This window comes from Spirillospora sp. NPDC047418, assembly GCF_040643275.1.
Lineage (GTDB): Bacteria > Actinomycetota > Actinomycetes > Streptosporangiales > Streptosporangiaceae > Spirillospora.
Genome location: NZ_JBEYTW010000007.1, coordinates 133,967 through 148,057, shown reverse-complemented (window position 1 = coordinate 148,057; position 14,091 = coordinate 133,967). Strand labels below are relative to the sequence as shown.

The following is a 14,091-nucleotide window of genomic DNA, read 5'->3' as shown; positions in this document are numbered from 1 at the left end:
TCGCGAGGTGCGACCTGGGGTGGACGTCTCGCGCGCAGGTATCAGTCGCCGGGGCGGACCAGGCCCACCTCGTAGGCGTAGACGATCGCCTGCGGCCGGTCGCGGAGGCCGAGCTTCATCAGGATCCGCCCGAAATGGGTCTTCACGGTCTGCTCGGCGACGACGAGCTTCCCGGCGATCTCCCCGTTGGACAGCCCCCGCGCCACCAGCGTCAGGACCTCCGTCTCCCGCTCGGTCAGCTCGCCGAGCCGCTTGCGGGACGGCGCGCGCGGCCCGCCGAGCCGGGAGAACTCCGCGATCAGCCGGCGGGTGACCGACGGCGACAGCAGCGCGTCGCCCGCCGCGACGATCCGGACCGCGTCGGCCAGTTCGGTCGCGGACGCGTCCTTCAGCAGGAACCCGCTGGCCCCCGCACGCAGCGCCGCGTACACGTAGTCGTCCAGGTCGAACGTGGTCAGCATGAGGATCCGCGGGGCGCCCTCGCCGGTGCCGCCGAGGATGCGGCGGGTCGCCTCCAGGCCGTCCAGCACGGGCATGCGGACGTCCATCAGCACCACGTCGGGACGCAGCTCGGCGACGCGGCGCACGCCCTCCTCGCCGTTGACGGCCTCGCCGACGACCTCGATGTCCGGCTGCGCGTTCAGCAGCACGCCGAACCCGGCGCGCACCATGCCCTGGTCGTCGACGATCACCACCCGGATCGTCATGCCGTCTCCCGCGCACTGACCGGCAGCGTGGCGGTCACGGCGAACCCTCCCTCGGACGTCGGACGGGCGGTCAGCTCACCGCCCAGCGCGGCGGCCCGCTCCCGCATACCGAGCAGCCCGTGGCCCCCGCCCGGCAGCGGGGGGCGCGGCACCTGCCCGCCGCCGGGCGGGCCGTTGACCACGCCGAGCCATACGATGCCATCCTCCCCGGCATCCCGGGAAACCTGGACCTCCACCTGCGAACCAGGCGCATGCCGCATCGCGTTGCTGAGCGCCTCCTGCAGGATCCGGTACGCGGTGAGGCCGACGCCCGGCGGCAGCCCGGCGAGGTCGCCGTCCAGCCGCGTCCCGACCCGCAGGCCCGCGCCGCGCGCGTTGCCGATCAGCTCGTCCAGCCGCGCGAGGCTCGGCTGCGGCGCGATCTCGGCGCCGTCCTCCGCGCGCAGCACGCCGAGGACGCGGCGCAGCTCGGTCAGCGCGTCCAGCGCGGTCGCGCGGATCTCGGCGAGGTCGAGCCGGGTCTCCGCCGGCATGGCGTCCACCTTGTAGGGGGCCGCCTCCGCCTGGATCGCGATCATCGACATGTGGTGGGCGACGACGTCGTGCAGCTCCCGCGCGATCCGCTGCCGCTCGGTCAGCACCGCCTCGGCGTCCTGGTGCCGCTTGGCCTGCTCGGCCAGCTCCCGCTGCGCCGTCCGCCGGACCCGGACGGCGTAGCCGACCGCCAGCGGCACCAGGACCAGCACCGACGCACCGGGCGCCGAGTCCGCGTCCTTGATCCACACGCCGGCGAGGGACAGGGCCGCGACGCCCAGGGTGACGTTCCGCGAGCAGCGCACCGTCACGGTGAACAGGCACATGAGCGCGGCGAAGGCGCCGCCCTCGGTGTACTCGATGCCGGGCGGCCACGGGCTCACCGCGAGCACCGCCAGCCCGGCGAAGCTCATCCGCCAGGCCGCGAGCGGGTACCGGTCGCGCAGGGCGAGCGGCGCGGTCACCAGGACCGCGATCAGCAGGGCCGTGCCGTCCCCGGGGTACCCCGCGGCATCGGAGCGGACGGGCTCCTTCAGCATCGAGCTGGTCCCGCCGATGATCAGCAGCGTGAGGAGGGACCAGAACAGGGTCACGACCAGCCCGAACGGCAGCCGCCCGATGCCGAGGAACCGGGTCCAGCGCAGCCCCGCAGGCCAGGGCCGGTCGAGTGGCGGCGCGGGCTCGGCCCGGCCGGTCGCGACGGCGGCCAGGATCCCGTCCCGCAGCACCGCGCGCAGCAGGTTCGGCTCGTCGGTCTTGTCCTGGTTCCCGTCCCCGGTCGTGTCCCCCGCCATGACGACCAGGCTAGAGACCCGGCGGGCAGGGCGGATGGGACCGTGGTGGGACACGTCCCGTCATACCTGGGTACGGTGCGCTGCGTGGAGCCCGTCGAAGCGCTGCGCCGCATCGCGTTCCTGCTGGAGCGCGCCCACGAGCCGACCTACCGCGTCCGGGCCTTCCGCACGGCCGCGGACCTCGCCGAGCGGACGCCCCCGGACGAGCTCGCCGACCGGGCCCGCGCCGGGACGCTGACCGCGCTGCCCGGCATCGGCAAGGTCACCGCGCTGGTGATCGAGGAGGCGCTGCGCGGCGAGACCCCCGTCTACCTGCGGCGCCTGGAGGCGACCGAGGGCGAGCCGCTGGACGCGTCCACGGCCGCGCTGCGCGCCGCGCTCAGGGGCGACCTCCACACCCACAGCGACTGGTCGGACGGCGGCTCGCCCATCCGGGAGATGGCCGAGACCGCCCGCGGCCTCGGCCACGAGTACCTCGCGCTGACCGACCACTCACCGCGCCTGACGGTGGCGAACGGCCTGTCCGCCGACCGCCTGCGCCGCCAGCTCGACGCGGTCGCCGAGCTGAACACCGAGCTGGCGCCGTTCCGGATCCTCACCGGCATCGAGGTCGACATCCTGGACGACGGCACCCTCGACCAGGACCCCGACCTGCTCGAACGCCTCGACGTCGTCGTCGCGAGCGTCCACTCCAAGCTGCGCATGGACCGCGTCGCCATGACGCGGCGCATGGTCGCCGCGATCGCGAACCCGCGCGTGAACATCCTCGGGCACTGCACCGGACGGATCGTGAAGGCGGGCGGCAGGCGCGGCGGGCTGCGCCCCGAGTCGGAGTTCGACGCCGCCCTCGTCTTCGACGCCTGCGCCGCCTACGACGTCGCCGTCGAGATCAACTCCCGCCCGGAGCGCCTCGACCCGCCCAAGCGCCTGCTGCGCCTCGCGGCCGAGGCCGGCTGCCGCTTCTCGATCGACTCCGACGCCCACGCACCGGGCCAGCTCGACTGGCAGCACTTCGGCTGCGAGCGGGCCGCCCGGTGCGGGGTTGTGGCGTCCCGGCTCGTCAACGCGCTCCCGGCCGCCGAACTCCTCGCCTGGACCCGTCCCTGACCTGCGCAGGTACGGCCGTGCCGTGGCGCCGTCCGTCCCTTCAGGAGGTGAGGGAGCAGGTGTTGACGAGGTCGCCGGACGCGGGGCGGGGGAGCGTGGCGCTCTCCGGCGGGGGCGTGCCGTTCCGCGTCCAGGATTCGAGGGCCGTGAAGGCCGTGCGCATGCAGGGGAGAAGGGGCCGGAGGCGGTCCGGGTAGGTGTCGTAGAGGCCGTCGGTGTGATTGGCGGCCTCCAGGCGGTAATAGCGGTAGGGCGCCTTTCCGTGGGCGCGGACGAGTTTCGCGTAGACGTCGGAGTCGGTGCTGATCGGCAGTAGCGAGTCGTAGGTGCCCTGGAGTGTGATCAGGGGTTTGCCGATTCGGCCCGTGAGGGAGATCCGGGCGACCGCCCGGTGCACCTTCTCCGGGCGGTCCGCGTAGTTGTAGTCGGCCTCCGAGCCCGTGTAGGACGGGTCGAATTCCTCGCGGTAGATGCGCTGGGTGAGCTCCCAGTAGACCTGGTCGTGGAACGGCCAGAGGAATTCCGAGCCGGGCGCGAGCCCCGCCTTCAGCAGCGCCTTGTGCGCGGACGGGTCGCCGGTCGCCGCGTACGACGGGTAGGCGCGCAGGATGGCCGGCAGGTAGGTGAACAGGTTCGGGCCGTCCGCGCGCCAGAGGGTGCCCTCGGCGTCGATACCGCCGTCGTAGAGCTCCGGGTGGTTCTCCAATTGCCAGCGGACCAGGTACCCGCCATTGGAGATGCCCGCCGCGAAGGTGCGCCGGGGGGACTTTCCGTAGTGCTTGCGGGCGACCTTCTTGGCCGCGCGGGTGAGCTGGGTCAGGCGCTGGTTCCATTCGACGATGGCGCCGCCGGGGCGGCGGCCGTCCTTGTAGAACTCCAGGCCGCTGTTGCCCTTGTCCGTCGCGGCGTAGGCGTAGCCCTTGCCGAGCGCCCAGTCGGAAATGGTGACGTCGTTGGCGTACTGGCGGCGGTTGCCGGGGGAACCGGCGACGACGAGGCCGCCGTTCCAGTGGTCGGGCAGCCGGATGACGAATTGCGCGTCGTGGTTCCAGCCGTTGTTGGTGTTGACGGTGGAGGTGTCCGGGAAATAGCCGTCCAGTTGGATTCCGGGGACGCCGGTCGGGTTGCGGGTTCCGGTGGCGTGCAGGCCCGCGTAGTCGGCGGGGACGGTGTGCCCGGACGCGATCGTGCCGGCGGTCGTGAGGTCGTCCAGGCGGGCCGACACCTGCTTCTCCGCGCCCGGCACGGCGGGCCCGCGCTCGTGTGCGCGGGCCGGCGCGGCCATCGCCGCGGTGACCGTGGCGGCGGCCGTGAGCGCCGCGGTGACGGCCGCGGCGGTGGTCAGGACGGTGCGGACGGGCATTCCGCCTCCTCGGGAGGGACGTCGGGTCGCCCGCCATGGTGGGTGCCCGCTGTGACCGCGACCACGTGGCCCGTCCACATATCGGGGAAGTCCGGCATGTGTCGATGGGGGTGACCTGGGCGTGATGTGGATCACGCCCGTATCGGCGGGTCCGAATGTGGGTGCGGCTCACATGGTTCGCCTCGCGGGCGCGACCTAGCGTTCCCGGTCACGGCGACCCGGATGTGGTTCGGGTCACCTACGACGAGCGTGAGGAGGGCGCATGGGCGGTCCCGTCCCGGAGGCGCCGGTTCCGGAGGCCCCCGTTCCCCAGGCCCCGGGTCGCGGGGTGCCGGTGCTCCAAGCACGGGGGCTGGTGCGGGAGTTCCGCGGCTTCCGGGCCGTGGACGGCGTCGACCTCGACATCGGGGAGGGTACCGTCCACGCGCTGGTGGGCCCGAACGGCGCCGGCAAGACGACGCTGTTCAACCTGCTCACCGGGTTCCTGAAGCCGACGGTCGGCAGCGTCCGGCTGGGCCGGCACGAGCTGGCGGGCCGGAGCCCGGAGCGGATCGCGCGGCTGGGGCTCGCCAGGTCGTTCCAGATCACCAGCCTGTTCGCCGAGCTGACGCCGCGCCAGCACGTGGAGCTGGCGCTGGCCGGGCGCAGCGGGCTCGGCTGGCGGTTCTGGCGGTCGGACCGGGCGCTCGGGCGCTACTCCGGCCGCGCCGCCGAGCTGCTCGGCCAGGTCGGGCTGGGCGACCACGCGGACATCACCGCGGGCGCGCTGGCCTACGGCCGCAAACGCGCCCTCGAACTGGCGCTGGCCCTCGCGCTCGACCCCAAGGTCCTGCTGCTGGACGAGCCGACCGCCGGTATGGGCGTCGAGGACGTCGGCCGGACGATCGACCTCGTCAAGAAGGTGCGCGCCGGACGGACGGTCGTGCTGGTCGAGCACAACATGAGCGTCGTCTCCAGCCTCGCCGACCGGGTCACGGTGCTCCAGCACGGACAGGTCCTCGTCGAAGGCCCCTACGCAGAGATCCGCCACGACCCCCGCGTCGTCACCGCCTACCTCGGAGACTCCGATGCTGCGCATTGACGGACTGTCCGCCTGGTACGGCGAGGCCCAGGCCCTGCGCGACGTGTCCCTGCACGTCGACGAGGGCGAGATCGTCACGCTCGTCGGCCGCAACGGTGCCGGCAAGACCACGCTCCTGCGCGCCCTGATGGGGCTCCACAAGGGGACGTCCGGAACGATCCATTTCCTGGACGCGGACATCTCCGCGATGAGCTCTCACAAGCGTGCCCGCCGTGGTCTTGGCTACGTCCCGGACGACCGGGGGATCTTCGCGACGCTGTCGGTGGAGGAGAACCTGACGCTTCCGCCGCGCATGGGCTCGGACCCGTGGTCGCTGGACCGCGTGTACGAGACCTTCCCCCGCCTCAGGGAACGGCGCCGGTTTCCCGGGACGAAGCTGTCGGGCGGTGAGCAGCAGATGCTCGCCCTGGCCCGGGTGCTGCGGACGGGTGCCCGGCTGCTGCTGTGCGACGAGCCGACCGAGGGCCTGTCGCCGCTGATCGTCCAGCAGATCGGCGCGATCCTCCGCGAGGTCAAGGCGGCCGGGGTGACCGTCCTGCTCATCGAGCAGAACGTCCACTTCGCCGCGACCGTCGCCGACCGCCACCACCTGCTCGCCGAGGGCCGGATCGTCGAGTCGATGGACAACGACGAGGTCCGCGCCCGCGAGAGCGAACTCCTGCAGTACCTCGGAATCTAGGGAGAACCCCCATGAGAACTATCGGACGCACGGCCGCGCTCGCGACCGCCGGAGCGCTGCTGGCCGGCTGCGCGGGCGGACCCGGCGGGGGCGGGGGCAAGATCAGCGACGACAAGATCGTCCTGGCGGTGCTGACCGACCAGTCCGGCGTGTACGCCGACCTGTCGGGCAAGAACGCCGTGGAGGCGGTGAAGATGGCCGTCGCCGACTTCAAGGCCAAGTACGGCGACAAGGCGGTCACCAAGAACATCGAAGTGGTCTCCGCCGACCACCAGAACAAGCCGGAGATCGCCAACTCCAAGGCGCAGGAGCTCTACGACCGGCAGAAGGCCGACCTGATCGTGGACGTCCCGACGTCCTCGGCCGCGCTCGCCGTCGCCACCGTCGCGAAGAACAAGAAGAAGGTGTTCATCGACGTCGGCGGTGCGACCACCGAGCTGGAAGGCAAGCAGTGCAACAAGTACACCTTCCACTACGGCTACAACAGCTACATGCTCGCCCACGGCACCGGCACTGAGGTCACCAAGGACGGCGCCAAGAACTGGTACATCGTCTACCCCGACTACGCGTTCGGGCAGGACATGGAGAAGACGTTCACGGCCGCCATCAAGGGCGCCGGCGGGAAGGTCGTGAAGAGCGATCCGACGCCGTTCCCCAACGACAACTTCTCCACGTTCCTGCTGAAGGCGCCCAACCTCGACCCCAAGCCGCAGGTGCTCGGCGCCATGCAGGCCGGCGGTGACCTCGTCAACCTGGTGAAGCAGTACAACGAGTACAAGCTTCGCGACAAGGGCGTCGGACTCGCCGTCGGGCTCATGTTCCTGACCGACATCCACTCCCTCACCCCGGACGCGCTGGCGGGGACGTACTTCACCGACTTCTGGTACTGGAACGCCAACGCGGGCAACCGCGCGTGGGCCGACAAGTTCAAGGCCAAGACCGGCACCCGCCCGACGGCCGTCCACGCCGGCGACTACTCCGCGGCGCTCCAGTACCTGGAGGCCGTGCAGCGCGGCGGCACCGACAAGTCCGACGACGTGGTGAAGCAGATGGAGGGCCACAAGGTCGACGACGTGTTCACCTCCACCGGCACGATCCGGGCCGAGGACCACCTGCTCGTCCACGACGCCTACATCGCGCAGGTGAAGCCGTCCAGTGAGGTCAAGGAGCCCTGGGACTACGAGAAGATCGTCAAGACGATCCCGGCGGCGGAGGCGTTCCAGCAGCCGGACGCGTCCTGCAACCTGTAAGGCGGGCCTGACGTGCTGCAACAGGCGTTCAACGGGCTGGTGGGCGGGGCGTTCTACGCCCTGCTCGCCCTCGGCCTGGCCGTCATCTTCGGGATGCTCGGCGTGGTCAACTTCGCGCACGGCGCGTTCTACATGCTCGGTGCCTTCGGGGCGTTCGTCGCCCTCGACTCGCTGGGGCTGAACTTCTGGCTCGCGCTGCCGATCGTCCCCGTGGTGCTGGGCGTGGTCGGCGTCGTGCTGGAGCGGCTGTTCATCCGCCGGCTGGCGCCGCTGGATCCGCTCTACAACTTCCTGTTCACCTTCGGCCTGGCGCTGATCCTGCAGGACCTGGTCAAACGGCAGTACGGCGTGCAGTCGCAGCCGTATCCGCGCCCGTCCGCGCTGGGCGGGTCGGTCGACCTGGGCCTGTTCACCTACCCCGCCTACCAGGTGTTCGTGCTGGCGGTGTCGGTGCTGGTCTGCGGGGCCGTGTGGCTGATCCTCACCCGCACGCGCGTCGGGATGATCGTCCGGGCGGCGACCGAGAAGCCGGAGCTGTCGCGGGCGCTGGGCATCGACGTCGGACGGTGGGTGACCCCCGTGTTCGGCTTCGGGATCGCGCTGGCCGCGTTCGCCGGGGTGCTGGCCGCGCCGATGCGGGCCGTCAACCCGCTGATGGGCTCCGACCTCATCATCACGGTCTTCGCGGTCGTCGTGATCGGCGGGCTCGGGTCGGTGTTCGGCTCGGTCGCCGCCGGGTTCGCGGTCGGGCTGGTCTCGGCCCTCGGCAACTACTACGTCCCGTCCCTCTCGCAGACGCTCGTGTTCATCCTGATGGCCGCCGTCCTGCTGTGGCGGCCGGCCGGCCTGTTCGGACGCGAGGAGGCACTGTGATCCTCTCGAAGCTCGCCGGACGGCCGGTCCTGCTGGCCGCCGGCCTGGCGGTCGCGCTGGTCCTGCCGTGGTTCATCTACCCGCCGGTCGCGCTGGACATCATCTGCTGGGCGCTGTTCGCCGCCGCCGTCGACCTGCTGCTCGGCTTCACCGGGCTCCTGTCGTTCGGGCACGCGGCGTTCTGGGGCGGTTCCGCCTACGTCACCGGACTGATCGCGTTGCATTCCGGGCTGCCGTTCTTCGTGGCCATCCTGGGCGGCGCCCTGTTCGCCGGCGCTCTCGCCGTTCCGATCGGTTTCCTGTCGGTGCGGCTGCGCGGCATCTACTTCGCCATGGTCACCCTGGCGTTCGCCCAGATGGTCTACTTCGTCGCCAACCAGTGGCGGGACGCGACAGGTGGGGAGAACGGCCTCCAGGGCATCCCCAGGGAGTTCTTCGGAGTCGACCTGTCCGACCCGTTCTTCTTCTACTACGCGGCCCTGCCGTTCGTCCTGCTGGGGATGCTCGTGGCCTGGCGCATCGTCCGCTCACCGTTCGGGCGGGTGCTGGTGTCCATCCGCGACAACCCGAACAGGGCGCGGGCGCTCGGATACAGCATCGACCGGTACAAGCTGCTCGCCTTCATCCTGTCGGCGGCCTTGTCGGGCCTGGCCGGCGGGCTGTTCACCGTCGGGCACGGCTTCGCGTCCCTGCAGGGCGTCTACTGGACGACCTCGGGCCAGGTCGTGATGATGGTCGTCCTCGGCGGCATCGGCACCCTGTGGGGCGGCGCCATCGGCGCGGCCCTGGTCGTGGAGCTGAACGACTACCTGGCGACGGCCGGGTTCGAGGAGACCGGGATCATCACCGGCGCGATCTTCATCATCGTCGTGCTGCTGTTCCGCCGCGGCGTCTGGGGCACGGCGCGCGACCTCATCGCCGCCCGCACGTCCCGCAGGCGCCCGGTACCCGAGCCGGACGAAACAAAGGTGGGCGCCCACGCCTGAAACAGGTGAGTACACGGTGTGCCGCCCGCGCTGCGCGGGCGGCACACCGTGCTTTCTCAGCGCGCTTTCAGTGGGAGAGGTGGTTCAGGCGGAGGGCGAGCTGGAGTTCCAGGGCGCGTTCCGGCGTCTGCCAGTCCTCGCCGAGCAGGCGGGCGATGCGGTCCAGGCGCTGGCTCACGGTGTTCACGTGGATGTGCAGGCGCTCCGCCGTCCGCGACAGGCTCCCGCTCGTCCCGAAGTACGCCTCGAGGGTCTGGACGAGGGACGTGCCGCGCCGCTCGTCGTAGTCGAGGACGGGGCCGAGGGCGCTGGCGAGGAAGCCCGTCACGTCCCGGTCGTCCCCGATGAGCAGGCCGACGAAGCCGAGTTCGCCCGCGCCCGCGCCGTCGCCGCGGCGGCCGAGGGACAGCAGGGCGTCGGCGCAGCGCTGCGCCTCCCGGTGCGCGCCCGCGACCTCGCCGGGCCCGTGCACGGGACCGGCGGCGCCGACCGTCGCCGGCCCGCCCAGCGAGGCGCCCAGCTCCCTGGCGACCCGGCGCGCCGCGTCACCGGGACGGTCGCCCGGCAGGAACAGCACGATCTCCTCCGCGCGGTCGGCGGCGAGCCCGTGCTCCACGGCGGCGTAGGACGACGCCCAGAACGCGGCCCGCTGGCGGTGCTCGCGCGACTCGTACTTCGCGCACAGCACGACGTGCGGGCCGGCCAGGTCCACGTTCACACGCCGCGCGCGGGCCGACAGCGCCTCCACGCCCGTCCGGCGGCCGGAGAGCAGGTCGTCGAGCAGTTCGCCGCGCACCCGCCCCTCCGCCTCGGTGACGCTCCGCTGGAACAGCAGCAGCAGGGCGGTGACGAGCGCGGCACGCTCCAGGATCCGCTGGTCGGCGTCGTCCACCTCGTCGGCGGTGCGCAGGACGAGCGTCCCGAGCATCTCGTCGCCGGTCGACACCGACGCGATCCACAGGTCGCCGCGCCGGACCGTCCGGCCCTGCGCGCGCGCGGAGTGGGCCGAGGCCGCCACACCGGCCAGTTCGTCATCGCCCAGGACGGGCGACGCGGCGCCCGTCGTCGCGAGCTGCCGGCCGTCCGCGTCGAGCACGTGCAGGGTCCCGCCGAGCAGTTCCGTCACGATCGCGCCGACGTCCTCCACGCCGCCGCCGCGGACCACGACGGCGGTCATCCGGTCGTGCGCGCGCGCCGCCCGCTCCACGGCGGCGCTGCGCGCCTTGACCTCCTCGTTGGCGGTGCTCAGCTCCTCCAGGGCGGTACGGGTCTCCTCCAGGAGGCGCGCGTTGTCGATGGCGATCGCGGCGTGCGCGGCCAGTGACCCGAGGAGCGCGACCTCCTCCTGGTCGAACGGGCGCTCGCTGCGGTTCGCGGCGGTCAGCACGCCGATGACGCGGCTGCCCAGCCGCATCGGCACGCCGAGGATGGCGACCAGGCCCTCCTCGGTGACCGCGTCGTCGATGTAACCGCGGTGCTGGAACTGCCCGTCGCCCAGGTAGTGGTCGCTGTTGTAGGGCATGGCCGTCTGCGCGACCAGGCCGACGAGCCCGGTGCCCATCGGCAGCCGCAGCCGCCGGAACGCCGCCGACACCGACCCGTCCGTCACCCGCATGTAGGTGTCGCCGTGCTCGTCGTCGTTCAGGGTCAGGTAGGCGATGTCGGCGTTCAGCAGCCGCCGGGCGCGGCGGGTGATCGCCTCCAGCACCGCGTCGAGGTCGCGCAGCCCGGCGAGGTCGCCGGCGGTGTCGAACAGCGCCGCCAGCTCCGCCTCCCGGCGGGCGTGCCGCCGCATGATCGTCCGGACCCGGAGCGCGGCCAGCTTGGCCGCCTCCAGCTCCTCCAGGACGGCGGGCGGCGCGCCGTCCGCCCGCGCCTGGACGAGGGGCCCCTCGAACTCGACGGGGGAGGCCTCGCGGGCCAGCAGTTCGAGGAAGACGCCGCAGGACATACGGGCCATTCTCAATGGGCCGTCCAGCCGCCGTCGAGTGCGAGGGACGCACCGGTCACCATGGACGCCGCCGGCGAGCACAGGTAGCCGACCAGTTCGGCGACCTCGTCCGGCTCGATCAGCCGCTTCATGGCCGCGTGGTCGAGCATCACCCGCTCGACGACCTCGCTCTCGGGCATGCCGTGCGCGCGCGCCTGGTCGGCTATCTGGGTCTCCACCAGCGGCGTCCGGACGTAGGCCGGGTTCACGCAGTTGGACGTCACGCCGTGCGCGGCGCCCTCCAGCGCGACGACCTTGGACAGGCCCTCGAGCCCGTGCTTGGCCGTCACGTAGGCCGCCTTGAACGGCGACGCCCGCAGCCCGTGCACGGAGGAGATGTTGACGATGCGTCCCCAGCCCCGCTCGTACATGCCGGGCAGCGCGTCCCGCACCAGCCGGAACGGCGCCTCCACCATCAGCCGCAGGATCCGCGCGAACATGTCCGGCGGGAACTCGTGGACGGGCGCCACATGCTGGATGCCCGCGTTGTTGACCAGGATGTCGACGCCGGACGCCAGCCCGTCGATCGCGCCCGTGTCGGCCAGGTCGGCGATCAGCGGGACGCCGCCGAACTCGGCCGCCGTCCGCTCCGCCGCCGCGCCGTCCAGGTCGGCCACCACCACCTCGGCGCCCGCCGCCGCCAGCCGCCGCGCGCAGGCCCGGCCGATGCCGCCCGCGCCGCCGGTGACCAGGGCGCGCCGGCCCGACAGATCCAGCGTCCCCGAAGTCCCCGCGCCCGGCCGCGGTGTCACGCTCGTCATGCGAGGAACCTACGGAGCGCGACCCCGCCCTCCCATGTGTTCCCGGCACACAATCCACCGGCGGACGGTATGGGTGGAAGGGATCCCTGAATTTCGGCCGTCCCGCCGTCCGGACCGGAACCGGTGGGGCTAGCGTTGGCCTCGCACGGTCCCGCCCACCGCGAGGGGTTCCGATGACCGAGATCACGCATCGTTTCGTCCAGTCCGAAAGCGGCCTGCGGATGCACGTCGCCGAGGCGGGCGAGGGGCCGCTCGTCCTGCTCCTGCACGGCTTCCCCGAATGCTGGTACTCCTGGCGCCACCAGCTCGCCGCGCTCGCCGGGGCCGGGTTCCACGCCGTCGCCCCCGACCAGCGCGGCTACGCCCGGACCGGCGGCCCGGCGGAGACCGACCAGTACTCGCTCCTGCACCTGGCGGGGGACGCGGTCGGGCTCATCGACGCGCTCGGCGCCGACCGGGCCGTCGTCGCCGGCCACGACTGGGGCGCGCCCGTCGCGTGGGCCGTCGCGCAGATGCGTCCCGACAAGGTGCGCGGAGTGATCGGCATGTCGGTCCCGCACCGTCCGCGCTCCAGCAGGCCACCGGTCGAGTCCATGCGCCGCCTGTTCGGCGACGGCTTCTACATGGTGCGCTTCCAGCAGCCGGACGCCCCCGAGGCCGAAATGGACCGCGACCGTGCCGCGACGTTCCGCCGGATGCTCTACGGGATGTCCGGCGACGGCCCGGCCCCGCCGCTGATCGCACCCGAGGGCGGCGCGTTCCTCGACACGCTCCCCGAACCGGAGAAGCTGCCCGGCTGGCTCACCGACGCCGACATCGCCGCCTACGTCGAGGAGTACGCCGACAGCGGGTTCACCGGGCCGATCAACTGGTACCGCAACCTGGACCGCAACTGGGAGCTGACCGCCGCCTGGCACCGCGCCCCCATCGGCCCGCCCGCCCTCTACATCGCCGGTGACCGCGATATCGTCGCCGTCGGCGCGCGGAACGTGATCGACTCGATGACCGATTTCGTGCCGAACCTCCGCGACACCGTCTGGCTGTCCGGCTGCGGCCACTGGACCCAGCAGGAACGCCCCGCCGAGGTCACCGAGGCCATGCTCACCTTCCTCCGCGCCCTCTGACCCGGGCGGGCCGGCGGCCGGCCTCGGCAGGGCGCTCCTGCAGCCGCTCCGTGCGGACCCAGCCGTTCCAGCCGCGCTCGCGCATCAGCTCCACCATCCGCACCGCCCGCGGATCCGACTCGACCGCGAGCGCCTCCAGAAGGTCGAACGGCAGGTCCTCGTCCGCCATCTCGCCGAGGTCGGCCTCGCCGGCGGCGGACGCCTGCTCCGCCAGTTCGGCCATGATGTCGGCGGCCTCCACCAGCAGCGGGTCGTCACTCGCGTCGCCTTCGACGAGCTCCGAGAGGACCCGGTAGAGGCGGACGACCCGCGGGTCGCGGAGCAGCGCGAACTTCCCGGGCATCTGCTCGCGGACGCGATCGGGCCAGCGGGCCGCCATGAGGATCCACCCGTCCCGCTCGCCCTCCACCATCCGCTCCGACACCCCGAGTTCCCGCAGCCGGTCGAGATAGGAGACCACCTCCGGCGGGAGCACCAGGCCGTCCCCCGCGGCGAGCCGCGCGATGTGCTCCCGGCTGGTCTGGAGCCGGGCGATCTCGTCGCGCAGCCGATCGTCGATCCGCCGGACCGCCTCGGCGAAGGTCGCGGCGTCGGCCCCCAGCAGATCGTCGATCCGGGACAGCGGCACGCCGGCGTCGGCGAGGGTGCGGATCTTGATGAGGGACACGACCGCCGTCGCGCCGTACCTCCGGTACCCCGAGGCGTCCCGCTCCGGTTCGGGCAGCAGCCCGATCTGGTGGTAGTGCCGCACCGCCCGCACCGTCACGTCGGCGTACGCCGCCAGTTGACCGATCGTCAGCATGCTTCGATCCTGCCCCCACTCGCCCGGACGCGGGCCCGTA

General features: G+C 72.4%; 13 protein-coding genes. 7 read left to right on the top strand and 6 right to left on the bottom strand.

The annotated features are described in order from the left end of the window. Positions 1–41 precede the first annotated feature (41 nt). On the bottom strand, positions 42–707 hold the full coding sequence (locus tag ABZ806_RS06700) for a response regulator (protein ID WP_500215855.1): 666 nt from the start codon (positions 705–707) through the stop codon (positions 42–44). Beyond that, the gene (locus tag ABZ806_RS06695) at positions 704–2,035 is read right to left on the bottom strand and encodes a sensor histidine kinase (RefSeq protein WP_500215854.1); all 1,332 of its coding nucleotides are present in this window, start codon (positions 2,033–2,035) and stop codon (positions 704–706) included. Before ABZ806_RS06695 ends, ABZ806_RS06700 begins: the two co-directional genes overlap by 4 nt. An 84-nt stretch (positions 2,036–2,119) precedes the next feature. Between ABZ806_RS06695 and ABZ806_RS06690 the strand changes: the two genes are divergently transcribed. Then, a complete protein-coding gene (locus ABZ806_RS06690) occupies positions 2,120–3,142 on the top strand; it encodes a PHP domain-containing protein (protein WP_500215853.1) in 1,023 nt (340 codons plus the stop codon). Positions 3,143–3,182: 40 nt separating this feature from the next. Here ABZ806_RS06690 and ABZ806_RS06685 read toward each other — a convergent pair whose 3' ends face one another. Continuing rightward, positions 3,183–4,505, bottom strand: coding sequence for a 3-hydroxybutyrate oligomer hydrolase family protein (locus ABZ806_RS06685; RefSeq protein WP_500215852.1), 1,323 nt, complete (start codon positions 4,503–4,505; stop codon positions 3,183–3,185). Between the two features lie 262 nt (positions 4,506–4,767). On the opposite strand from ABZ806_RS06685, the gene ABZ806_RS06680 reads away from it, so the two are divergent. Genes ABZ806_RS06680 through ABZ806_RS06660 form a run of 5 tightly spaced genes read left to right on the top strand, consistent with a single transcriptional unit; the run spans position 4,768 to position 9,374 of the window. Then, the gene (locus ABZ806_RS06680) at positions 4,768–5,586 is read left to right on the top strand and encodes an ABC transporter ATP-binding protein (RefSeq protein ID WP_500215851.1); all 819 of its coding nucleotides are present in this window, start codon (positions 4,768–4,770) and stop codon (positions 5,584–5,586) included. Then, positions 5,573–6,265 (top strand): ABC transporter ATP-binding protein, encoded by a 693-nt coding sequence (locus tag ABZ806_RS06675; RefSeq protein WP_500215850.1) that lies wholly within the window; start codon positions 5,573–5,575, stop codon positions 6,263–6,265. The genes ABZ806_RS06680 and ABZ806_RS06675 overlap by 14 nt, the downstream gene beginning before the upstream one ends. Before the next feature lie 11 nt (positions 6,266–6,276). Beyond that, the gene (locus ABZ806_RS06670; RefSeq protein ID WP_500215849.1) at positions 6,277–7,515 is read left to right on the top strand and encodes an ABC transporter substrate-binding protein; all 1,239 of its coding nucleotides are present in this window, start codon (positions 6,277–6,279) and stop codon (positions 7,513–7,515) included. 12 nt (positions 7,516–7,527) lie between these two features. Further along, complete coding sequence (locus ABZ806_RS06665; protein WP_500215848.1) at positions 7,528–8,388, top strand: branched-chain amino acid ABC transporter permease; 861 nt, start codon at positions 7,528–7,530, stop codon at positions 8,386–8,388. Continuing rightward, entirely contained in the window at positions 8,385–9,374 is a 990-nt protein-coding gene (locus ABZ806_RS06660; protein ID WP_500215847.1) for a branched-chain amino acid ABC transporter permease, read from the top strand. The genes ABZ806_RS06665 and ABZ806_RS06660 overlap by 4 nt, the downstream gene beginning before the upstream one ends. A gap of 67 nt (positions 9,375–9,441) precedes the next feature. On the opposite strand, the gene ABZ806_RS06655 is transcribed toward ABZ806_RS06660, so the two are convergent. Together ABZ806_RS06655 and ABZ806_RS06650 are read right to left on the bottom strand one after the other, a co-directional pair. After that, positions 9,442–11,325 carry a helix-turn-helix domain-containing protein gene (locus ABZ806_RS06655; protein WP_500215846.1) on the bottom strand — a complete coding sequence of 628 codons (1,884 nt, stop codon included), beginning with the start codon at positions 11,323–11,325 and terminating at the stop codon, positions 9,442–9,444. An 11-nt stretch (positions 11,326–11,336) separates the two neighbouring features. Next, the gene (locus ABZ806_RS06650) at positions 11,337–12,125 is read right to left on the bottom strand and encodes a 3-hydroxybutyrate dehydrogenase (RefSeq protein ID WP_500215845.1); all 789 of its coding nucleotides are present in this window, start codon (positions 12,123–12,125) and stop codon (positions 11,337–11,339) included. 173 nt (positions 12,126–12,298) lie between these two features. On the opposite strand from ABZ806_RS06650, the gene ABZ806_RS06645 reads away from it, so the two are divergent. Further along, entirely contained in the window at positions 12,299–13,249 is a 951-nt protein-coding gene (locus ABZ806_RS06645; RefSeq protein WP_500215844.1) for an alpha/beta fold hydrolase, read from the top strand. Here the strand turns inward: ABZ806_RS06645 and ABZ806_RS06640 are convergent. Further along, complete coding sequence (locus ABZ806_RS06640; protein ID WP_500215843.1) at positions 13,227–14,051, bottom strand: MerR family transcriptional regulator; 825 nt, start codon at positions 14,049–14,051, stop codon at positions 13,227–13,229. The two genes, ABZ806_RS06645 and ABZ806_RS06640, sit on opposite strands and share 23 nt — an antisense overlap. Positions 14,052–14,091 lie beyond the last annotated feature (40 nt).